Genomic DNA, 19,016 nt, shown 5'->3' on the forward strand with positions numbered 1-19,016 from the left:
ATGTACAAATACGACGAATATGACCACTCCATCGTCGCTTCCCGCGTCGAGGAATTCCGCGACCAGGTGCAACGCCGCCTTGCCGGCCAGATCACCGAGGACCAGTTCAAGCCGCTGCGGCTGATGAACGGCCTGTATCTCCAGTTGCATGCATACATGCTGCGCGTCGCGGTGCCCTATGGCACGCTCGACAGCCGCCAGATGCACATGCTGGCGCACATCGCCCGCAAGTACGACCGCGGCTATGGCCATTTCACCACGCGCCAGAACCTGCAGTACAACTGGATCAAGCTCGAGGACGCGCCCGACATCCTCGCCGAGCTGGCGACGGTCGAGATGCATGCCATCCAGACCAGCGGCAATTGCATCCGCAACATCAGTTCGGACCAGTTCGCCGGCGCGGCCGCCGACGAGCTGACCGATCCGCGCCCCTGGGCCGAGCTGCTGCGCCAGTGGAGCACGTTCCACCCCGAGTTCAGTTACCTGCCGCGCAAGTTCAAGATCGCAGTGATCGCCGCCCAGGAAGACCGTGCGGCGATGCGCCTGCACGATATCGGCCTGCAGATCGTCGAGCGGGACGGCGAACTGGGCGCTGCCGTGTATGTCGGCGGCGGCATGGGCCGCACCCCGATGATCGCGCCGCTGATCAAGGACTTCGTACCCTTCGACGACTTCGTCAGCTATCTCGAGGCCTGCCTGCGCGTCTACAATCGCTACGGCCGCCGCGACAACATCTACAAGGCCCGCATCAAGATCCTGATCCACGAGATCGGCGCCGAGAAATACGCTGCCGAGGTCGAGGAGGAATTCGCCGCGGTGAAGGCGCTCGGCATCGATCCGCCCCAAGCCGAGTTCGACCGCATCGCCGCCTATTTCGCCGCGCCCGCCTATGATGCGGACGCGCCCGACACGCTCGACCGCAGCGACCCCGATTTCGCCGTCTGGCTCGACCAGAACGTCTCGGCGCACAAGCAGCCCGGCTATGCGATCGTCACGATCAGCCTCAAGCCGATCGGCGGCATCCCCGGCGATGCCAGCGCCGACCAGATCGACCTGATGGCCGATCTTGCCGAGAAGCTCAGCTTCGACGAGCTGCGTGTCACCCACGCCCAGAACATCGTCCTGCCGCATGTCCGCAAGGCCGATCTCTACGCGCTCTGGCAGCAGCTGCGCGACGCCGGCCTGGCCGAACCCAATCTCGACCTGATCAGCGACATCATCGCTTGCCCGGGCCTCGATTATTGCAGCCTCGCCAATGCCCGCTCGATCCCGCTCGCGCAGAAGATCGCCACGCGCTTCTCGGACATCGGCCGCCAACGCGAACTGGGCGAATTGAAGCTCAAGATCAGCGGCTGCATCAACGCATGCGGCCATCACCATGCCGGTCACATCGGCATCCTCGGCGTCGATCGCAGGGGGGTGGAGAATTACCAGCTATCGTTCGGCGGCTCAGGCGCGGAGGATGTGTCGCTCGGCACGATCACCGGGCCCGGCTTCTCCGAGGACGGCATCGTCGATGCGATCGAGAAGGCCACCAATGTCTATCTCACCCAGCGTGAGAGCGGCGAGCGTTTCCTCGACACCTATCGCCGCCTCGGCATGGCCCCGTTCAAGGAGGCGATCTATGGGTGAGCCAAACCAGATCCGCGCCTTCATCGCTCCCCTCCCGCTTGCGGGAGGGGGCTGGGGAGGGCCTGTAAATTCCAATGGGAAGGCCATCCCCTCCCCTAACCCCTCCCGCAAGCGGAAGGGGGACATATGACCAACTTCCTTCGCTACCGCGACGACGAAGCGCATGAGGAGCCTGCGGTCACGCTCGACAGCTTCCTCGGCCAGTCCAACGCCACCGCCGTCCGCATCGAGAGCGGCGAGGATGCGCGCGCGCTGCTACCCCATCTCGATCGCCTTGCCCTGGTCGAAGTGAGCTTTCCCAAGTTCCGCGACGGCCGCGGCTATTCCACCGGCCGCATCCTGCGCGAAGCCGGCTATACCGGCGAGTTGCGCGCCCAGGGCGATGTGCTGGTCGACCAGATTCCGCTGATGCGCCGCTGCGGCTTCGACAGCTTTGCGCCCGAAGCGCCGGTGGACGAAGCCGTGCTCGCCGCGTCGCTGGCCCGCTACGACTATCACTACCAGGCCGCCGCCGATGCGTTCGTGCCGGTATGGAAGCGCAGGCATGGCTGAGCTCGCCCGCAAAGTAGACCGGCTGGACGTCGCCCCGCGCTGGACCGCGGCCGATGCGATCCGCCTCAACAACCTCTTCCGCGGCACCGACACGCCGGAGGTGCTGCGCGAAGTGCTGGGCAACCACATGCTCGGCGATGTCGCCCTGGTTTCGTCCTTCGGCGCCGAGAGCGCGGCCTTGCTCCACCTCGTCGCCCAGGCCGATCCGAACGTGCCCGTCATCTTCCTCGATACCGGCAAGCATTTCCCCGAAACGCTTGCCTATCGCGACGAGCTCGCGGCGTTCATCGGCCTCACCAACCTCCAGATCATCGGCCCCGAGGCCGAGGTGATCGAGAAGCGCGACGCCACGGGCCTGCGCTGGTCCTATGATCCGGACGGCTGCTGCGAGATCCGCAAGGTGATCCCGCTCGAAAAGGCGCTGGCCCCCTTCGACACGAGCATCACCGGCCGCAAGGCGTTCCAGGCCAGCACCCGCAACGCCCTGCCCCGCTTCGAAGTCGACGGAGACCGGTTGAAGTTCAACCCGCTCGCCAGTTGGACCAAGGACGACATCGAAGCCTATTTCGCGGAGCACAACCTGCCCCGCCACCCGCTCGAGGCGCAGGGCTATCTCTCGATCGGCTGCGCGCCCTGCACCAGCGTGGTCAAGCCGGGCGAAGACCCGCGCTCTGGCCGCTGGCGCGGCTGGGACAAGACCGAATGCGGCATCCACACCGCAGTCGAAGACGGCGACCCCAACCAGCCGAGCTTCTGACCCAAACTCCTTCTCCCCTTGTGGGAAAAGGAAGGGGCCCGCTCGCGAAGCGAGTGGGAAGAATGAGGGGGACTAACGCCCTTCGCCACACTTCCCCTCACCCTTCCGCCGACTGCGTCGGCTTCCTCCCTCTCCCACAAGGGGAGAGGGAATTATCTTTCCCGCATGATCCGCTCGATCCGCGTGGTCAGGTCATCCACTGCGAAGGGCTTGGTCAGCACTTCCATGCCATGTTCGATATGGCCGTGGTTGAGCACCGCATTCTCGGCATAGCCGGTCACGAACAAGACCTTGAGGTTAGGCCGTGCCACCCGTGCCGCGTCCGCCACCTGGCGGCCGTTCAATCCACCCGGCAGGCCGACATCGGTGATCAGCAGGTCTATCCGCTCGGCACTTTCCAGGATGCGCAGTCCCGACGGGCCGTCCGCGGCTTCCAGGCAGGAATAGCCCAGCTCGCCCAGTGCATCGACGATCAGCATCCGCACGGTGGGCTCGTCATCGACCACCAGCACGATCTCGCCTTCATGGCCGGTCGTCGCCGCCGTACCGCCGCTTTCGAAGGCCGGCGCTTCCTCGTCGCCGAGATGCCGCGGCAGGTAGACGCACACCATCGTGCCTTGGCCGACTTCGGAATAGATCCGGACATGGCCATGACTCTGCCGCGCAAAGCCGTAGACCATCGACAGTCCCAGCCCCGTCCCTTCACCCAGCGGCTTGGTGGTGAAGAAGGGATCGAACACCCGGTCGAGAAGCGCCTTCTCGATGCCGGTGCCGGTGTCGCTCACGCAGACGGTGACATATTGCCCCGGATCCAGCCCACGCTCGCGCGCGGTGCGGTGATCGAGCCATTTGTTGCCCGTCTCGATCGTGATCTTGCCGCCATCCGGCATCGCGTCGCGCGCATTAATGCACAGGTTGAGGATCGCGTTTTCGAGCTGGTTGGCGTCCACCAGCGTAGGCCATAGGCCGCCCGCGGCGATCGTCTCCACTTCGATCCCCGGCCCCACCGTGCGCTGCACCAGCTCGACCAGGTCGGTCAGCAGCCGGTTGATGACCACCGCCTTGGGGGAAAGCGTCTGGCGCCGGGAGAAGGCAAGCAGCCGGTGCGTCAACGCCGCCGCGCGCCGCGTCGCGCCCTGGCCGGCGGCGAGATATTTCTCCACGTCGCGGCTGCGTCCTTGCGACAGCCGCGTCCCGATCATCTCGAACGCGCCCGAAATGCCTGCGAGCAGATTGTTGAAGTCGTGCGCGATGCCGCCGGTCAGTTGGCCGACCGCTTCCATCTTCTGTGCCTGGCGCAGCGCTTCCTCGGCCTGGTGCAGCCGATCCTGCTCGGCGAGCCGCTCGGTCACGTCGAACACGAACTGATAGGCGCCGAGCTTCTCGCCACTTGGCCCGCGCATCTGGTTGAAGCGCATCTCGTAGAAGCGCCGGTCGCGCGCATCGTCGCCGAACTCACCGATCTCGGTGAACGGCGCGTCGGCGGCGAGCGCCTTGTCCCACACCGCCTGCACTGCCGCCTGGTTCTCCGGCTGCCCTTCGAGCAAGTCCGTCGCCCGCTCGCCCACATGCGGGCGGATGCCGAATATCCGCTCGAACTCGTCCGCTGCCGCGCTGTTGATCGCCAGCCAGCGGCCGTCGAGATCGACCACCTGGATGAAGGCATCGGTGCCCTCGACCAGATCGGCGAACACCTTGCGCTCGGCCAGCGCCTCCGCGACGCGTGTCTCCAGATTCTGGTTGAGTTGCAGCAGCTCCTGTTCCGCAACACGGCGCGCGGTCACGTCCTCGAACAGCACCGCGACCTGATTGCGGCTCGGCGGCTCTATGCGGAAGGCCGAGAGCGAGAGATAATGACCCGTCGCCTCCAGTTCGCGCTCGAAGCGAATCGGCTCGCCGGTGCGCAGCACGCCGCCATAGCGCTCGACCCAGTCGTCCGCCTCGTCCGACACCATCTCGCGCAGCTTTTGCCCGACCACGTCCGGGATGCCGGCATGGCGCGCATAGGCGGCATTGGCCTCGACATGGACATAGTCGCTCAGCGGACCATGCGGTCCGTCGAAGAACTCGATGATGCAGAAGCCCTCGTCCATCGTGTCGAACAAGGTGCGGTAGCGCTGGTCCGCCTCGTCGCGGCGCTTCAACTCACGCCGCGCATCCAGCTGCGCCATGACCTGGCGCGCCAGCACCTTCAGGGTACGCTGCTGCAGCTCGGTCAGCTGCTTGGGCTCGGTGTCGAGCACGCATAGTGTTCCGATCGGCCAGCCTTCCGCCGACTTGAGCAGCGCACCGGCATAGAAGCGCAGATGCGCCTCCCCGGTTACCAGGGGATTGCCGACGAAGCGCTTGTCCTTTGTGGCGTCGGGGATTTCGAGGAACTCGGGCTCCAGCAGCGCATGCGCGCAGAAGCTGGTATCCAGGGGCGTCTCGCGCACGCCCAGGCCCACCTCCGCCTTGAAGAATTGCCGGTCGCTGGCGACCAGGTTCACCACTGCGATCGGCGTTCCGCAGATATCCGCCGCCAGCCGCGCGATCTCGTCGAACGCAGGCTCGGCCTCGGTATCGAGGATGTCATAAGCCTCGAGCGCCTGCAGGCGTTGCCGCTCGCGCTCTTCCAGCGTGGTTTCAGTCATTGGCCCCGGGTACCGCTCTTGTCCGCGCAGTTAAGCGCTTCGTGCCCGATTTTGTTTCGGCCCGCGACCGAAACCCGCATCAATAGCCGCCGGGCGCCAAATCGCTGAACTTGGTGAACTGGCGATCGAAGCGCAGGTCCACCGTGCCTGTGGCACCGTGGCGCTGCTTGGCGATGATCACGCTCGCCTTGTTCGCCACCTGAAGCTGATGGTCTTGCCAGGCCTGGTATTTGGCGATCTCGTCCGGCGTCGAATTGCCGTCGATCCCCTTGGGCGCCTTGAAGTCGTGATAATATTCGTCGCGATAGACGAACAGCACGATGTCGGCGTCCTGCTCGATCGATCCCGATTCGCGAAGATCCGAGAGCTGCGGGCGCTTGTCCTCGCGGCTTTCCACCGCGCGGCTGAGCTGGGAGAGCGCCAGCACGGGCACGTGCAGTTCCTTTGCCAGCGTCTTCAGGCCGCGGCTGATCTCCGAGATTTCCTGCACGCGGCCATCGCCCGATGCCTTGGCCGAGCCGGTAAGCAGCTGGAGATAGTCGACCACCACCATGCCGATCTTGTACTGGCGCTTCAGGCGCCGGGCGCGGGTGCGCAACGCGGCGATCGTCAGGCCCGGCGTATCGTCGATATAGAGCGGCAGCCGCTCCAGGTCGCCCGCCGCCCGCGCGAACTTCATGAATTCGGGGCCGGAGATATTGCCGGTGCGCAGCTTCTCCGACGAAACTTCGGATTGCTCGGACAGGATACGCAGCGCCAGCTGGTCGGCCGACATTTCCAGGCTGAAGAACGCCACCGGCGCGCCGATCGACTTGTCCTCCGGAATGCCCGCCTCGATATCGTCCAGATACCGCTTCGCCGCGTTGAATGCCATGTTGGTGGCGAGCGAGGTCTTGCCCATGCCCGGACGGCCGGCAAGGATCAGAAGATCGGAGCGGTTGAGGCCGCCGGTCATCGCATTGAAGTCAGTCAAGCCCGAGGTGATGCCCGAAACGCTGCCCCCCGAGTTCATCGCGCGCTCGGTATGGCGCACCGCCACGGTGGCCGCACGGGTAAAGCTCTTGGCGCCGGTATCCTCGCCGCCCTTTTCGGCGACTTCGTAGAGCTTCAGCTCGGCCTGCTCGATCTGCTTGGCCGGATTGATCTCTTCACTGGTATCCAGCGCGCTGTCGACCAGGTTGCGCCCCACGGTCACCAGCGCGCGCAGCACGGCGAGGTCATAGACCTGGTCCGCGAACGCCCGCGCGCCGATCAGGCTGGCCGGGTTGCCGGTCAGCTGCGCCAGATAGGCCGGCCCGCCCAGCTCCTTCATCGCCACGTCCGCCTGGAACAGCGGCCTGAGCGTCACCGGCGTGGCGAGGCGGTTGTCGCCCACCAAAGTCGAGATCGCGTCATAGATCCGCCCGTGCAGCGGCTCGAAGAAATGCTCGGGGCGCAGCTTCTGGAGCACGTCCTCCGCCACCCGGTTGTCGATCATCATCGCGCCGAGCAGTGCCGCCTCGGCTTCGACGTTAGCAGGCAGGACCGTGCCTTCGGGGGAATCGGGAATCGGAAGGGGGATCGGTTGCGCCATGCGGACCCTATGCGCGCGGCCCGGCACTTCCGGCAATGCACATGCTTGTGGAAAGCGTTGATTGGCCGCAAAGCATCGCCAACATGTCCGCCGATCCGCGCATCATCGACGTCACGCTGGACGAGCGCACCATCCTGTGGCGCTCGGCCGACATCGAGCAGGAGCGCCGGATCGCGATCTTCGACCTGCTCGAGGAAAACCACTTCGCCCCCCAGCGCCCGCAGGCGGACGGTTATGCCGGCCCCTACAAGCTCCATCTCGCGGTGCAGGAGGGCCGGCTCGCGCTGGAGATCAAGCGCGCGGACGGCGCCCACCAGGAATCGCTGATCCTCGGCCTTGCCGCCTTCCGCCGCCCGATCCGCGATTACTTCGCGATCTGCGACAGCTATTACGCGGCGATTCGCAACGCCACGCCCGCCCAGATCGAGACCGTCGACATGGCACGGCGCGGCATCCACAACGACGCGGCGACGCTGCTCAAGGAACGGCTGGAAGGAAAGATCGAGGTGGATTTCGATACTGCCCGCCGCCTGTTCACCTTGATCTGCGTCCTGCATATCAAGGGTTAGAAGTGCATCTCCGCGTCCTTGTGCGCCGGCTGCGCTTCGTCGTGCCGGCGCTGATCCTGTTGGCCATGCTCGGCTGGAGCGCCTGGCTGTTCGCCTCGCGCTGGCGCCCCTCGCCCGGCGATTTCCCCGTCCAGGGTATCGACGTGTCCGAACAGACCGGTCCGATCGAGTGGTGGACCGCCAAGAAATCGGGGATCGAATTCGCCTATATCCGCGCCACCAGCGGCGCTCAGCAGCGCGACCTGCGCTTCCCCGAGAATTGGCGCTGGACCTTCGAGGCCGGCATCCGCCGCGGCGCGCTCCACGTCTATTCGCTCTGCCAGCTCGCTGCAGACCAGTCGGGCAACTTCATGACTACCGTGGCGCGCTCGGACGACCAGCTACCGCCCGCGGTGGAGATCGATTTCCAGCCCGATTGCCCCGCCCGGCCCGAGCGGCAGGTGGTGATCGGCGAGATCGGTCGCTTCGTGCACGACGTCGAGACGCATATCGGCAAGCCGGCGATCCTGATGGTCTCTCCGGCGTTCGAGGACCAATATCACCTCAGCGACGCCTTCCCGCGCCTGTTATGGGCGCGCCAGGCCTTCTTCCCCCCCTCGTATTTCGCGCGGCCATGGTCGATATGGCAGGCAACGCGCCACCGCCGCATCGAAGGCGTCGGCGCACCGGTCAATTGGGACGTGATGGTTAAATGAGCGAGATTGACTCCAAGGCGCTGATCGAAGCCGCTCGGGAAGCGGCGAAAAACGCCTACGCCCCCTATTCGAACTTCGCCGTCGGCGCTGCGGTGCTGCTAACAAATGGGTCCATTGTGACCGGAGCGAATTTCGAAAATGCCAGCTACGGCCTGTCGCTCTGCGCCGAGACGGTGGCGCTGGCCAAGACGAGCAGCGACGGACGCCTCAAGGACGTCGTCGCGATCGGCGTGATCGGCGGCCGGATGGGCCATGCCGACACCTCCCCGGTCAGCCCTTGCGGACGCTGCCGCCAGATCATCAACGAAGCCGCCCAGCTCGGCGGCCGCGACCTTCCGGTGTTCTGCGGCGGCGCCACCGGCGATGAGATCGCGGAATACACGCTATCCCAGCTACTCCCGGCGGCGTTCGGCCCGCGCGACCTGGGCATGGCCTGAACCCCTTTTCCGTCATCCCCGCGAAGGGGGGACCCAGGGTAACGGAGCGACGTCCTTTGCGACTCTGCATCCCGCCGTCGCGGGGATGACGGTAGGGAGAGGCGAGAACGATACTCACTCACCCGTCAGCTAATATTGACCCCGCCACCCCGCGCATGGGACTAATCTTCGCAAACAAAGTGTTCCGGAGAGACCCATGACCCTGCCCCCGCTCCCCAGCCTTCGCCTCGACGGCAAGCGCGCCCTGGTCACTGGCGCCGGGCGGGGAATCGGTGCCGCCGGCGCCGCACTCTTCGCCCAGGCTGGCGCCTCGGTCACCCTCTGCGCCCGCACCGGCAGCGAAGTCGAAGCCCTCGCCCAGGAACTCCGCGACGCCGGCTGTCGGGCCGACGCCTTTACCCTCGACGTCACCGACACTCCCGCCGTCCGCCGCGAGATCGCCGCCCGCGGCCCCTTCGACATCCTGCTCAACAACGCCGGCGCCAACCGCATCCGCTCGATCACCGAGGTTACCGAAGAGGATTATGACGCCGTCCTCGATCTCAACCTCAAGGCCGCGCTCTTCGTCGCGCAAGCGGTGGCGCAGGGCCTGCTCGACGCCGGCAAGCCCGGCTCGATCATCAACGTCTCCTCGCAGATGGGGCATGTCGGCGGCCCTGGTCGCTCGCTCTACAGCGCCTCGAAATTCGCGCTTGAGGGGCTCACCAAATGCATGGCGATCGATCTCGCCCCGCACGGCATCCGCGTCAACACGCTCTGCCCGACCTTCATCGACACCGCGCTAACCCGCCCGATCCTCGACATGCCCGGCACCCGCGAGCGTGTGCTGGGCCGCATTGCCTTCGGGCGGCTGGGGCGAATGGACGAACTCAGCGGCCCGCTGCTCCTCCTCGCCTCGGACGCCTCGAGCCTGATGACGGGCAGCGCGGTGATGGTCGATGGCGGCTGGACCGCGGGGTGAGTAAGGTCGCGACATGACCAGCCTCGCTACGACCGCGCTGCGCCCCTTCGTCCCTGGCGGCAAGGACTTCGCCCTCTCCAAGCGCTTCTACCAGGCGTTCGGATTCCGCGTCACCTTCGAAGGCGCCGATGTCACCGGCTTCGCCTGCGATTCGGGCGCATTCCTGCTCCAGAACCATTATGACGAAGGCTGGGCCGGCAACTTCATGATGCAGTTGGTGGTCGAGGATCTCAATGCGTGGTGGGAGCATATCCAGTCGCTCGATCTGCCGGGCCAGTTTGGCGTGTCGGCGCCCAAACCGCCCACGCTGATGCCCTGGGGCCTCACCGTCGCCTTTGTCGTCGGGCCCTCCGGCGAGCTCTGGCACGTGGTGCAGGCCTAGCCTCCTAAATAGCTTTCAGGCAGCGCACCCGTCTCCACCACGATGCGCTGGAGAACGACATTGTCGTCGATCCGCCAGACCTTCACCACATGCGTGCCTGCCGAAACGCCTGGGAAGCGCACAGTGAGGGTGCGGGCATTGTCCTCAACCGCCCGGCTCCAATCCCGCTTGGCCTGGGTGTCGGGCGCATTGGGAGCTGGCGTGAGCAAATCGGTGAGGATTTGCACCGGCTGGTCATCGATCGACACGCCAACCCGCAACTTGCCATCCGCGCCCGTCCCCAGTGTCGGCACCAGGATCAGCCGCACGCCTAGATCTCGCGCTTTCGCCACCGGCACGGCATATTCCACGCGAACGCCATCCTCCGGCGTGGTCGCGGGTCGCCCCTGCGGCAGCGCTAGCACTGCGCCCTTGGTCCGCCCCAGATGCGGAATGGCACGCCAGGCCAGCCCCTCGCCGCCCACCGCTCGGACATAGTCGCTCGCCTCGATCGCCGCCGCATCGCCGGCACCCGGCCTTCCCGCGAAGCGGAGCACACCCGCGGTGCCGGCCACCCGCTTCACCTCGGGCATCGCCTGCGCCTCCGGCTGCTGCCAATTGGTGTAGCCGATATGGGTCTGGAGCATCATCCCGTCCCATTTGCCGCCGGCTATGGCGTGATAGCGGTCGCTGAGCGCCTGGTCCTGCGTGAACGCGGCCTCGGCCTGGTCCGCAAATGCATTGGCGCGCGCATCCCCCGCCACGGCAAGGCGGCGGTTCCAGGCCACCGCGTAGTAGAGTCGGTACAGGTTCGCCATTGCTGCGATCGGATGCTCGGCCAGCTGGAAGAAGGCGTCTTGCCCTTCGGCCGGCACGCGCGCCCTGGCCTTGCGCATCGCCGCCTCCAACACGTCCCATTCGGCCACCATCGCGCCGAACTCGCCACCGTCGAGCCGGGGTCCTGTCCCCGCGCCCAACGCAAAGCTGCCCGCATCGATCAGCTCGGGCTTCCGCCGCGTCGCCAGCTGCGAATAGCGCGTCAGCAGCGCTCCGATCGCCTTGCCCTGCGCCGGACCGAACTGTTCCGCGGCCCACGCTGCCGGATAGGCCGCCAGCGCCTCGGGCGTCATCGCCTCGGGGTCCCAGGCCTGCTTCAGGAAGAAGCTCAGCGGATATTCCATCGGCTTCAGGTCGCCGACATTGACGATCCACAGCGCCCTGGCCCCGCGCTGCCAGGCGAGATCCATCTGCTGCCAGCTCTTCTCGATCTGGTTGGTGTTGAGCCACTTGTAGTTGCGCGGCCCACCGACATAATCGAAGTGGTAATAGACCCCGTAGCCGCCCTTCCGGGCTGCGCTGCCGGGATCGGGAAGCCGGCGGACCTGCCCCCAATTATCGTCGGCGAACAGCAGGATCACATCGTCGGGCACCTGCATGCCGTGGTCGTAATACTCCTGCACTTCCTTGTAGAGCGCCCAGACCTGCGGGGTCGCCGCGGCTGGCTTGCCGGTCACCTCGGCGATGATCTTGCGCTGGTCGGCGACGATGCCCTCGAGCAGCATGGTCGCGGTGCCCTCCGCCATCGGCTCGTCGCCATCGCCGCGCATGCCGACGGTGACCAGGCTTTCATAGCCCTGGCCGTCGCCCTTCGACATCATCCGCTCGATCCCGCCCCGCCAGAAAGTGCGCAGGTTCGCCGCGTTGCTCGAATAGTCCCACTTGCCCCCGGTCACCCCGCCGGCGGTGTTCCGGTGCCATTCGTCCTGGGCGCGCGTCATCGGCTCGTGATGCGAGGTGCCCATGACGATCCCCATCTCGTCGGCGAGGACCTTGTTCTGCGGGTCGTCGTCGTTGAACGCGCGCGGCGCCCACATCGCCGGCCACAGGTAATTGCCCTTTAGCCGCAGCTCGAGCTCGAAGATGTGCGCATAGGCCCTGGCATTCGCCCCGCCGAACTGCTTCTGCGCCCAGGTCGAGAAGGCCGGCGCCTCGTCATTGATGAAGAAGCCGCGATAGCGGACCTTTGGCTGGTCGCGCCGAGTGCCAGCAGTGATGTAGACATTCGCCCGCCTCGCCACCGGCACATCGGCGAACCAGTGCCAGGGCGAGACGCCGATCTTCTCCGAGATGTCATAGGCGCCATAGACCGCGCCGCGCCGGTCCGATCCGACGATCACCAGCGCGCGGGCCACGCCGGGTGCCGGATTATCGACTACGATCTGGCGGAAGGCTTCCCACTCGCCGGCGATGTCTCGCGCCGTGATCTTGCCCGAAGCCACCAGCGCGTCGATCGCCGGGCTCTGGCCGAGCACGCCGATCAGCACCACCGGGCCTTTCACGCCGCCCAGCGCCTGTATCCGCGCCGCCTTCGATCGGCTCACGCGTTCGAGATCGCCCGCGAATCCGTCGCCAGCATGGCGGACCGCCGGATCGGCCCCAGGATCGACCAGTATGCTCGCCGGCCTGCCGCCCTGGATCAGCGCGAAGCTAGCCTTGCTGGCGCTTGGGCAAACCGTCACGGCGCCTTCGCATGCCAGCGCCGGTATCGTGACGAACATCGCACCCATCATCGCCGCAACCGCAAGCCGGACCATCGCCCTCTCCGCTCTATTGTCTGTGTTATGCGCACATACACAGCTTCCCGCAAGCCGGACCGACAAGCAGCTTGCCCCGGCGCGCGCTTCCGGCGAAAACCTCGCCATGATCCTTTCAGACCGCTGGATTCGCGAACACGCCCTTGCCACCGGGATGATCGAGCCCTTTGTCGAGGCGCAACGCCGCGAAGGCTGCATCAGCTACGGCCTCAGCTCCTATGGCTATGACGCGCGCGTCGCCGACGAGTTCAAGATCTTCACCAATGTCGACTCGGCAGTGGTGGATCCGAAGGACTTCGCCGCGAACAGCTTCGTCGATCGCAAGACCGATGTGTGCATCATCCCGCCCAACAGCTTCGCGCTGGCCCGCACGGTCGAATATTTCCGCATTCCGCGCGACACGCTGGTCATCTGCCTGGGCAAGTCGACCTATGCGCGCTGCGGGATCATCGTGAACGTGACCCCGCTCGAGCCCGAGTGGGAAGGCCATGTCACGCTGGAATTCTCGAACACCACGCCGCTCCCCGCCAAGATCTATGCGAACGAGGGCGCGTGCCAGTTCCTGTTCCTGAAGGGCGACCAGCCTTGCGAGACCAGCTATGCCGATCGCGCGGGCAAATATATGGGCCAGCGCGGCGTCACCCTGCCCCGGCTCTGATTTCCTGATCCAAAGGAAAAGGCGTCGGAGGCTCCGGCGCCCTGTCTGTCGCTGTCGGCCGCGCCTGGACGCGGCCGTGCGGCGTTGCGCGCTTAGCGCGAGGTCAGCTGGAACGCGTTGACGCGTTGAAGCCCCTGGCTCGCGATCGCGTGCGACATGCTGACGCGATTGGCAGCGACATCCATCTCGACATCCTTCTGCGTCAGCACCTGGCGATAGAGGGTGCGGGCATCGGCGGTGCGCCCGGTCTGCGCATAGATAGCGGCGAGGTTGAGCAGCAGTTCGGGTGCGCCCGGATTGCTGCGCAGTTCGGCGGTGAGCTGGCGTTCCGCCTGATCAAGGTCGCCGCGGACGATCGCGGCACTGGCGACGGGGTCCCCGTTGTCACGCTGGGCCTGCGCGGGAAGCGCGGCGAGCGCGAACGGGGCGGCGACAAGGACAAAGAGCGCGGTGCGCATGACGCTTACTCCTTCTGTTACGTCACGGAGACTCTTTTGTGACGCTTCGAAGGCACTAGTGTTACACTTCCGTGACTCCTTCACAAGCGGAGATATGTTACAGTCAGGAGGGGTCGCCGATGCCGTGGCGCAAAAGAAAAGGCGGCCCCGAAGGACCGCCTTTCCTGTTTCCGTATCCGGCCCCGAAGGGCAGCAGATCAGAAGTCGTTGCGATACTGCTCGTTGCCGACAAAGCCGAGCTTGTTCACGTTCGAGCGCTTGATGATCGCAAGAACGCGGTCGACGACTTCGTAGCGCGCCTGCGGGTCGGGCTGGAAGTGCAGCTCCGGCTCGGGCGAGATTTGCAGCGTCTGATCCAGATACTGGCGAAGCGTCACGTCGTCGATCGGCGCGCTGTTCCAGTAAACCTGGCCCTGCGCATCGATATAGACCTTGTTCTTCTCCGGCTCGACCGGATTGTTCGTCGGCTGGTTCGACTGAGGAAGGTCGACCTTAACCGCGTGCGTCTGGATCGGGATGGTGATGATGAACATGATGAGGAGAACGAGCAGGACGTCGATAAGCGGCGTCGTGTTCAGTTCCATCATCGGTTCGCCGTCGTCGCGGCCACCGCTCATTGCCATTTATGTGACTCCTTACAAACGGTGCGCGTTAGACGTGGCCATTCGAACCCGGTTCGGGCTCGGAGATGAAGCCCACCTTCACGAAACCCGCCATCTGCATGGCGAAGATCGTGCCGCCGATGCAGCGATACGGGGTGTTCACGTCACCGCGGATATGCACTTCGGGAAGCTCGAGGCCAGCAGCGTTGACGCCGCCCTGCTTCTCGATTTCCTTCTTGAGCTTCTCCACCGCACGATCGACCAGCTCCTTGCTCGTCACCGGGGTCATGCCCCAGAAGACCTTGCACTGTCCGCCTTCGGCAGTGACCGAGAGCGAAACGTTCTCGGGCTTGGTGGTGGTCGGCTCGAACGCGACCTTAGGGAGCTGCAGCTTGACCGACTGAATCACCACGGGAACCGCGATGAGGAAGATGATCAGGAGCACCAGCATCACGTCCACGAGAGGCGTGGTGTTGATGTCCGAGATCGCGGAGCCTTCGTCACCGCCACCTGTGCTCATCGCCATTGTGGGTTATCCTATCCTTATCCGCTCCCGGGAAAACCCCGGGAGGAAGCGGGCCGCGCACCGATCCGGCACGCGGCCCAGTCCTTAAACTCAGGCGCGCGGCGCAGTCGTGGCGGTAGCAGCCGGCTTGGCAGCAGCGCCCTTCTTGGCGACGACCGGACGGACGCGGCCGTCCGAAGCCAGGTAGCCGAGCACATCGTTCGAGAACGCATTCAGCGATTCCGCGATCGACTTGTTACGACGCTGCAGGAAGTTGTAGCCGAGCACCGCCGGAACGGCGACGACCAGACCGAGCGCGGTCATGATCAGTGCTTCACCGACAGGGCCGGCAACGGCGTCGATCGAGGCCTGACCGGCAGCGCCGATCTTGATGAGCGCGCGGTAGATGCCGATAACCGTACCGAACAGACCGATGAACGGTGCGGTGGCGCCGACGGTCGCGAGGAAGGCCAGGCCGCCGTTGAGCGCCGAGTTGATGGTCGCTTCCGAGCGCGACAGCGAACCGTGCAGCCAGTCATGGGCTTCAACCGGATCGGTGAGCTCCTTGTACTGGTCCTGGGCGGTGAGGCCGTCGTCGACGATCTGGCGATAGGCCGAGTTCTTCTCGAGCTTCGCCGCGCCTTCGCGCAGGCTGTTAGCCGACCAGAAGCCGGCGCGCACGCGCTTGGCCTGGTTGATGATCTTCTGCTGCTCGAAAATCTTGGTGAAGAAGATGTAGAGCGAGACGAAGAGCATCAGCACCAGGATCGCGAACACGGTCTGCGAGATCAGGCCGCCTTCCTTGAGCGCCGGGATGAGGCCGTACGGGTTATCGCCCTTGGGCGCCGCTGCGGCGAGAATGGTCGTGAGCATTTCGGTTCTTTCCTCTAACTAAATAGCGCTTTTCCACAGGTGCCGGCGCGCCCGCGGGGAGCGCCAGCCAAACACACGGCCTTAGGACGGAATCTTCCAGGTGAAGCTGCCGTTATAGGGAGCCGGGATCTTGTTGCCTTCAGCATCCTCGGCCGGATTGAACCGGGCGCGGCGCTTGAGAAGGTTGCAAGCCGTGGTGTCGAGCACGGACGTGCCGCTCGAACCCGTCACGGTGCAGTTGGTCACCTTGCCCGACGCATCGACATCGAGGCGGAAGCGAACGGTACCGGCCTGCTCGGCGCGCAGCGCGGCGGCAGGATAGTCATCGTCCGTGACCCAGCTCTGCGGCGAACCGCGCGGCGTGAGCTTCTTGGCGACCGCAGGCGGCCTGGGCGGCTGCGGCGGAACCTGCGGAGCAGGCGGGGCCGGCGGAGCCGTGGTGGGCGGATTCGGCGGGATAGTCGGCGACGTCGGGAACGTCGCCTGCTGGGGCGGCGTCGGAACCAACGATGGCGGCGCCACGATCTGCGTCGGCGGCGGCGGCACCGGGGTATCCGGCGGCGGCGGCGGCGGCGGGATCTCCTCCGGCGGAGGCGGCGGTTCCTGCACGTCGAACGTGTTCAGCTTCTCAGCCTGCTTCTTGATATATTGATAAGCAAGGCCGGTGACGAAGGCATATCCCATGCCAGCCACAATCACCGCGACCAAAACGATCGCGACGACCCGACTGCCACTTACATTCCGGTCAGCGTAAGCCATTCGGCAACGTCACTCCTCTAATCCTGACATGCATCCTCATGCGACCGGATACGCGACCCGTGCACAAGTCTGCCCGCCGTGCGCTAATTGCGTCCTAGTCGGCAGCGGGCGAGTCTCTATCGCGCGGACCGGGGGGACGCAAACCCTTTGTCGGACAAACAGGGCGTACAATCGGGCGATGGCAGAATTATTTCTATATCGTTCATCTACAATCCGGTAATCCGAACGGCATGAACCGGACCCCTTCAGCCATATTTTATTGCGCGATTGCGCTGGCCGCACCCTTAGGTGCAGCCGCTAAACCCCAGCAAACACAGGCACAAACCGTCGCTGTCTTACCCAGCTACGCCACCCTGGCGAAGCAAGTGACGACGGCCCCGCTCATTATCGATGCCCGCATCCGCAAAGCGGATCGCCTGAGCGCCGAAGAATCACCCGGCCTGGCCGCCGGCATGGCCCGTTTCCTTGTCGAGGCAGACGTTTCCGCCCTGATTCGGGGCACCCAGGCGATGGCCTCGCGCATCACCTACACGGCCGATGTACCGCTCAATACCAAGGGCAAGGCGCCCAAGCTCGCCAAGCAGCGCGTGCTGCTGTTCGCCCGCCCCGTGCCGAGCCGGCCCAGCATGGTGCAGCTCACCGGATCGCAGAGCCAGATGCCCTGGGCGCCCGAACTCGACGCACAGGTCCGCGCGATCACGAAGGACGCACTGGCCTCCAATGCGCCGCCGGCGATCACGGGCATCGGCAATGCCTTCCACGTCCCCGGCACGCTGCCCGGCGAAGGCGAAACCCAGGTCTTCCTGCAGACCGCCGGCGGCGTGCCGGTGTCGCTCCAGGTCCTGCGCCGCCCGGGCGAGACGCCGCGCTGGAGTGTCTCATTGGGAGACATTGTCGACGATTCGGCCGGCGCGCCGAGCGCGAACACCTTCCTCTGGTATCGCCTGGCCTGCGGCTTGCCGCGCAGCCTGCCGGCGGAAGCTGTCGAGTCGGATGATGCCCAGAACGCCGCGCGGGCGCGGGAGGACTATTCCTATGTCCTGCGCGCGCTGGGGCCGTGTGCCTGACTTTCAATAATCCTCCCCGAGCGTGCTCGGGGAGGATTTAAGGTCAGCCCTTTCGCCCGCGCACCAGCGTGATCCCGATCGATTCGCCCTGCTCCGCGATCGCCAGCTTGACGATTCGCACCTCGACGAGGCGCACGCGCGGGTCGCCGACGAACAGCGTGTCGCAGATATGCTCGGCCACCGCTTCCACCAGCGTGAAGTGCACGTCCTTGGGCAGCGCGTCGGTCGCGGCGTGCTTCACGTCCATATAGTTCTTGGACGCCTTGAGCGGCGTGTCCGGCTCGAAGCGCTCGGGCAGGTCGATATCCACCGTCACCGAGATGCGCAGCGGCTGCGGCAGGTGCGTCTCTTCCGAATAGACGCCGGTGAGGAGTTCGACTTCCAGGTCGTGCACCTGGAGCTGCAGGGAATCGGGCAAGTGGCCTGGGCCTTTCAGGGGAAACAGGCCGCGGCCAATAGCAGATGCGTGCGCCTGCGAAACCCCGCCCCTCCCTCATGGGGCCCGCCGCATTATATTCAGTGTTGCGAAAGCGCCGATCGACGCTATTTCGCGCGGCCCCGATCCGCCGGTCGGGCGTTATGAAGGGAATGTATGAAGTGATCGCATTGCTGCCGCTCGAAACCGTGGATCCCCAGGCCGTCGAGACGCTTCTCGACCGTGCTTTCGGACCCAGCCGGCGCGCGCGCACTGCGTACAAGGTCCGCCTTGGCACTTCGCCGGTTCCCGAACTCAGCTTCGCCGCAGTGGCGGAGGATGGCAGCCTGCTCGGCTCGATCCAGTGCTGGCCGGTCGCGCTCGAATGCGATGGCGGAGGCAGCGTGCCGATGGTGATGGTCGGCCCCGTGGCGGTCCAGCCCGATCGCCAGCAGGGCGGCATCGGCCGGATGCTGATGGAGCGCATGCTCGAAGCGGCCGATGGCTCGTCCCTTCCGGGCGCCGATGCGCTGATGCTGATCGGCGATCCGGAATATTATGGCCGCTTCTTCGATTTCACTGCGGACAAGACCGGTTGCTGGCGCCTGCCGGGCCCGTTCGAATCCCACCGCCTGCTCGCCCGCGGCACTGGCGTCCCCGCCGGCCCGGGCATGGTCGGAGCCCGTCTTCGACGGGCGGCCTGAATAAAGCCGGGCTTCCCGGCCTTTGCCGGGAACAGATAAGCGGCAGCCCCTTCCAATGTAGGATTTTGTCTGCTTGGGTTTTCGGCATGGCCGATCGCGCGCAGCCTTTCCTTCGCATCCTTCGTTCGCAGGGACTGTCAGGAACCGGAAAACGGGCCCCCCGTAGCGTATGTTTCGTAAACTTCCGCGGCCCCGCCGCGCTGGCAGACTG

General features: G+C 65.5%; 20 protein-coding genes. 11 read left to right on the forward strand and 9 right to left on the reverse strand.

What is annotated here, in order from left to right; genetic code table 11:
• The 3 genes from AC1RPL_RS02855 (at position 1) to AC1RPL_RS02865 (ending at position 2,941) form a co-directional block, all read left to right on the forward strand.
• The gene (locus AC1RPL_RS02855) at positions 1 to 1,632 is read left to right on the forward strand and encodes a nitrite/sulfite reductase (protein ID WP_493067742.1); all 1,632 of its coding nucleotides are present in this window, start codon (positions 1 to 3) and stop codon (positions 1,630 to 1,632) included.
• Between the two features lie 126 nt (positions 1,633 to 1,758).
• Positions 1,759 to 2,184 (forward strand): DUF934 domain-containing protein, encoded by a 426-nt coding sequence (locus AC1RPL_RS02860; RefSeq protein ID WP_493067743.1) that lies wholly within the window; start codon positions 1,759 to 1,761, stop codon positions 2,182 to 2,184.
• Positions 2,177 to 2,941, forward strand: a complete 765-nt coding sequence (locus tag AC1RPL_RS02865) for a phosphoadenylyl-sulfate reductase (protein ID WP_493067744.1) — start codon at positions 2,177 to 2,179, stop codon at positions 2,939 to 2,941. Before AC1RPL_RS02860 ends, AC1RPL_RS02865 begins: the two co-directional genes overlap by 8 nt.
• A 152-nt stretch (positions 2,942 to 3,093) precedes the next feature.
• Here the strand turns inward: AC1RPL_RS02865 and AC1RPL_RS02870 are convergent, their stop codons facing one another.
• Positions 3,094 to 5,574, reverse strand: coding sequence for an ATP-binding protein (locus AC1RPL_RS02870; RefSeq protein WP_493067745.1), 2,481 nt, complete (start codon positions 5,572 to 5,574; stop codon positions 3,094 to 3,096).
• A 79-nt stretch (positions 5,575 to 5,653) separates the two neighbouring features.
• Positions 5,654 to 7,147 (reverse strand): replicative DNA helicase, encoded by a 1,494-nt coding sequence (locus tag AC1RPL_RS02875; RefSeq protein WP_493067746.1) that lies wholly within the window; start codon positions 7,145 to 7,147, stop codon positions 5,654 to 5,656.
• 83 nt (positions 7,148 to 7,230) lie between these two features.
• Here AC1RPL_RS02875 and AC1RPL_RS02880 point away from each other — a divergent pair, with 83 nt between their 5' ends.
• The 5 genes from AC1RPL_RS02880 to AC1RPL_RS02900 all read left to right on the forward strand — a co-directional run bounded on the left by AC1RPL_RS02880 (position 7,231) and on the right by AC1RPL_RS02900 (position 10,191).
• On the forward strand, positions 7,231 to 7,716 hold the full coding sequence (locus tag AC1RPL_RS02880) for a UPF0262 family protein (RefSeq protein ID WP_493067747.1): 486 nt from the start codon (positions 7,231 to 7,233) through the stop codon (positions 7,714 to 7,716).
• A gap of 2 nt (positions 7,717 to 7,718) precedes the next feature.
• Positions 7,719 to 8,411, forward strand: coding sequence for a GH25 family lysozyme (locus AC1RPL_RS02885; protein WP_493067748.1), 693 nt, complete (start codon positions 7,719 to 7,721; stop codon positions 8,409 to 8,411).
• The gene (locus AC1RPL_RS02890; protein ID WP_493067749.1) at positions 8,408 to 8,848 is read left to right on the forward strand and encodes a cytidine deaminase; all 441 of its coding nucleotides are present in this window, start codon (positions 8,408 to 8,410) and stop codon (positions 8,846 to 8,848) included. The genes AC1RPL_RS02885 and AC1RPL_RS02890 overlap by 4 nt, the downstream gene beginning before the upstream one ends.
• A 196-nt stretch (positions 8,849 to 9,044) precedes the next feature.
• Positions 9,045 to 9,809, forward strand: coding sequence for an SDR family NAD(P)-dependent oxidoreductase (locus AC1RPL_RS02895; RefSeq protein ID WP_493067750.1), 765 nt, complete (start codon positions 9,045 to 9,047; stop codon positions 9,807 to 9,809).
• A 13-nt stretch (positions 9,810 to 9,822) separates the two neighbouring features.
• Positions 9,823 to 10,191: a VOC family protein gene (locus tag AC1RPL_RS02900; RefSeq protein ID WP_493067751.1), complete on the forward strand. Its 369-nt coding sequence runs from the start codon at positions 9,823 to 9,825 to the stop codon at positions 10,189 to 10,191.
• Here AC1RPL_RS02900 and AC1RPL_RS02905 read toward each other — a convergent pair.
• Positions 10,188 to 12,764 carry a glycosyl hydrolase 115 family protein gene (locus AC1RPL_RS02905; protein ID WP_493067752.1) on the reverse strand — a complete coding sequence of 859 codons (2,577 nt, stop codon included), beginning with the start codon at positions 12,762 to 12,764 and terminating at the stop codon, positions 10,188 to 10,190. The two genes, AC1RPL_RS02900 and AC1RPL_RS02905, sit on opposite strands and share 4 nt — an antisense overlap.
• Before the next feature lie 106 nt (positions 12,765 to 12,870).
• Here AC1RPL_RS02905 and dcd point away from each other — a divergent pair, with 106 nt between their 5' ends.
• Positions 12,871 to 13,422, forward strand: coding sequence for a dCTP deaminase (gene dcd / locus AC1RPL_RS02910; RefSeq protein ID WP_493067753.1), 552 nt, complete (start codon positions 12,871 to 12,873; stop codon positions 13,420 to 13,422).
• A 92-nt stretch (positions 13,423 to 13,514) separates the two neighbouring features.
• Here the strand turns inward: dcd and AC1RPL_RS02915 are convergent, their stop codons facing one another.
• The 5 genes from AC1RPL_RS02915 to AC1RPL_RS02935 all read right to left on the reverse strand — a co-directional run bounded on the left by AC1RPL_RS02915 (position 13,515) and on the right by AC1RPL_RS02935 (position 16,619).
• Positions 13,515 to 13,880 (reverse strand): tetratricopeptide repeat protein, encoded by a 366-nt coding sequence (locus AC1RPL_RS02915; RefSeq protein ID WP_493067754.1) that lies wholly within the window; start codon positions 13,878 to 13,880, stop codon positions 13,515 to 13,517.
• Between the two features lie 197 nt (positions 13,881 to 14,077).
• Positions 14,078 to 14,503: an ExbD/TolR family protein gene (locus AC1RPL_RS02920; RefSeq protein WP_493067755.1), complete on the reverse strand. Its 426-nt coding sequence runs from the start codon at positions 14,501 to 14,503 to the stop codon at positions 14,078 to 14,080.
• Positions 14,504 to 14,531: 28 nt separating this feature from the next.
• Positions 14,532 to 15,008 (reverse strand): ExbD/TolR family protein, encoded by a 477-nt coding sequence (locus AC1RPL_RS02925; protein WP_493067756.1) that lies wholly within the window; start codon positions 15,006 to 15,008, stop codon positions 14,532 to 14,534.
• A 90-nt stretch (positions 15,009 to 15,098) separates the two neighbouring features.
• A complete protein-coding gene (locus AC1RPL_RS02930; RefSeq protein ID WP_493067757.1) occupies positions 15,099 to 15,860 on the reverse strand; it encodes a MotA/TolQ/ExbB proton channel family protein in 762 nt (253 codons plus the stop codon).
• A gap of 81 nt (positions 15,861 to 15,941) precedes the next feature.
• Entirely contained in the window at positions 15,942 to 16,619 is a 678-nt protein-coding gene (locus tag AC1RPL_RS02935) for an energy transducer TonB (protein ID WP_493067758.1), read from the reverse strand.
• Positions 16,620 to 17,071: 452 nt separating this feature from the next.
• On the opposite strand from AC1RPL_RS02935, the gene AC1RPL_RS02940 reads away from it, so the two are divergent.
• Positions 17,072 to 17,686: a hypothetical protein gene (locus tag AC1RPL_RS02940; RefSeq protein ID WP_493067759.1), complete on the forward strand. Its 615-nt coding sequence runs from the start codon at positions 17,072 to 17,074 to the stop codon at positions 17,684 to 17,686.
• Positions 17,687 to 17,729: 43 nt separating this feature from the next.
• Here AC1RPL_RS02940 and AC1RPL_RS02945 read toward each other — a convergent pair whose 3' ends face one another.
• Positions 17,730 to 18,104, reverse strand: a complete 375-nt coding sequence (locus AC1RPL_RS02945; protein WP_493067760.1) for a dihydroneopterin aldolase — start codon at positions 18,102 to 18,104, stop codon at positions 17,730 to 17,732.
• Between the two features lie 179 nt (positions 18,105 to 18,283).
• Here AC1RPL_RS02945 and AC1RPL_RS02950 point away from each other — a divergent pair, with 179 nt between their 5' ends.
• Positions 18,284 to 18,805, forward strand: coding sequence for a GNAT family N-acetyltransferase (locus AC1RPL_RS02950; RefSeq protein WP_493067761.1), 522 nt, complete (start codon positions 18,284 to 18,286; stop codon positions 18,803 to 18,805).
• Positions 18,806 to 19,016 lie beyond the last annotated feature (211 nt).

The organism is Sphingomonas sp. GW821-FHT12D09 (assembly GCF_058807215.1).

Coding starts and splice junctions, on each gene's coding strand:
- AC1RPL_RS02855 (WP_493067742.1), top strand. CDS start 1: ATGTACAAATACGACGAATATGACCACTCCATCGTCGCTTCCCGCGTC.
- AC1RPL_RS02860 (WP_493067743.1), top strand. CDS start 1,759: ATGACCAACTTCCTTCGCTACCGCGACGACGAAGCGCATGAGGAGCCT.
- AC1RPL_RS02865 (WP_493067744.1), top strand. CDS start 2,177: ATGGCTGAGCTCGCCCGCAAAGTAGACCGGCTGGACGTCGCCCCGCGC.
- AC1RPL_RS02870 (WP_493067745.1), bottom strand. CDS start 5,574: ATGACTGAAACCACGCTGGAAGAGCGCGAGCGGCAACGCCTGCAGGCG.
- AC1RPL_RS02875 (WP_493067746.1), bottom strand. CDS start 7,147: ATGGCGCAACCGATCCCCCTTCCGATTCCCGATTCCCCCGAAGGCACG.
- AC1RPL_RS02880 (WP_493067747.1), top strand. CDS start 7,231: ATGTCCGCCGATCCGCGCATCATCGACGTCACGCTGGACGAGCGCACC.
- AC1RPL_RS02890 (WP_493067749.1), top strand. CDS start 8,408: ATGAGCGAGATTGACTCCAAGGCGCTGATCGAAGCCGCTCGGGAAGCG.
- AC1RPL_RS02895 (WP_493067750.1), top strand. CDS start 9,045: ATGACCCTGCCCCCGCTCCCCAGCCTTCGCCTCGACGGCAAGCGCGCC.
- AC1RPL_RS02900 (WP_493067751.1), top strand. CDS start 9,823: ATGACCAGCCTCGCTACGACCGCGCTGCGCCCCTTCGTCCCTGGCGGC.
- AC1RPL_RS02905 (WP_493067752.1), bottom strand. CDS start 12,764: ATGGTCCGGCTTGCGGTTGCGGCGATGATGGGTGCGATGTTCGTCACG.
- dcd (WP_493067753.1), top strand. CDS start 12,871: ATGATCCTTTCAGACCGCTGGATTCGCGAACACGCCCTTGCCACCGGG.
- AC1RPL_RS02915 (WP_493067754.1), bottom strand. CDS start 13,880: ATGCGCACCGCGCTCTTTGTCCTTGTCGCCGCCCCGTTCGCGCTCGCC.
- AC1RPL_RS02920 (WP_493067755.1), bottom strand. CDS start 14,503: ATGGCAATGAGCGGTGGCCGCGACGACGGCGAACCGATGATGGAACTG.
- AC1RPL_RS02925 (WP_493067756.1), bottom strand. CDS start 15,008: ATGGCGATGAGCACAGGTGGCGGTGACGAAGGCTCCGCGATCTCGGAC.
- AC1RPL_RS02930 (WP_493067757.1), bottom strand. CDS start 15,860: ATGCTCACGACCATTCTCGCCGCAGCGGCGCCCAAGGGCGATAACCCG.
- AC1RPL_RS02935 (WP_493067758.1), bottom strand. CDS start 16,619: ATGGCTTACGCTGACCGGAATGTAAGTGGCAGTCGGGTCGTCGCGATC.
- AC1RPL_RS02940 (WP_493067759.1), top strand. CDS start 17,072: ATGGCCCGTTTCCTTGTCGAGGCAGACGTTTCCGCCCTGATTCGGGGC.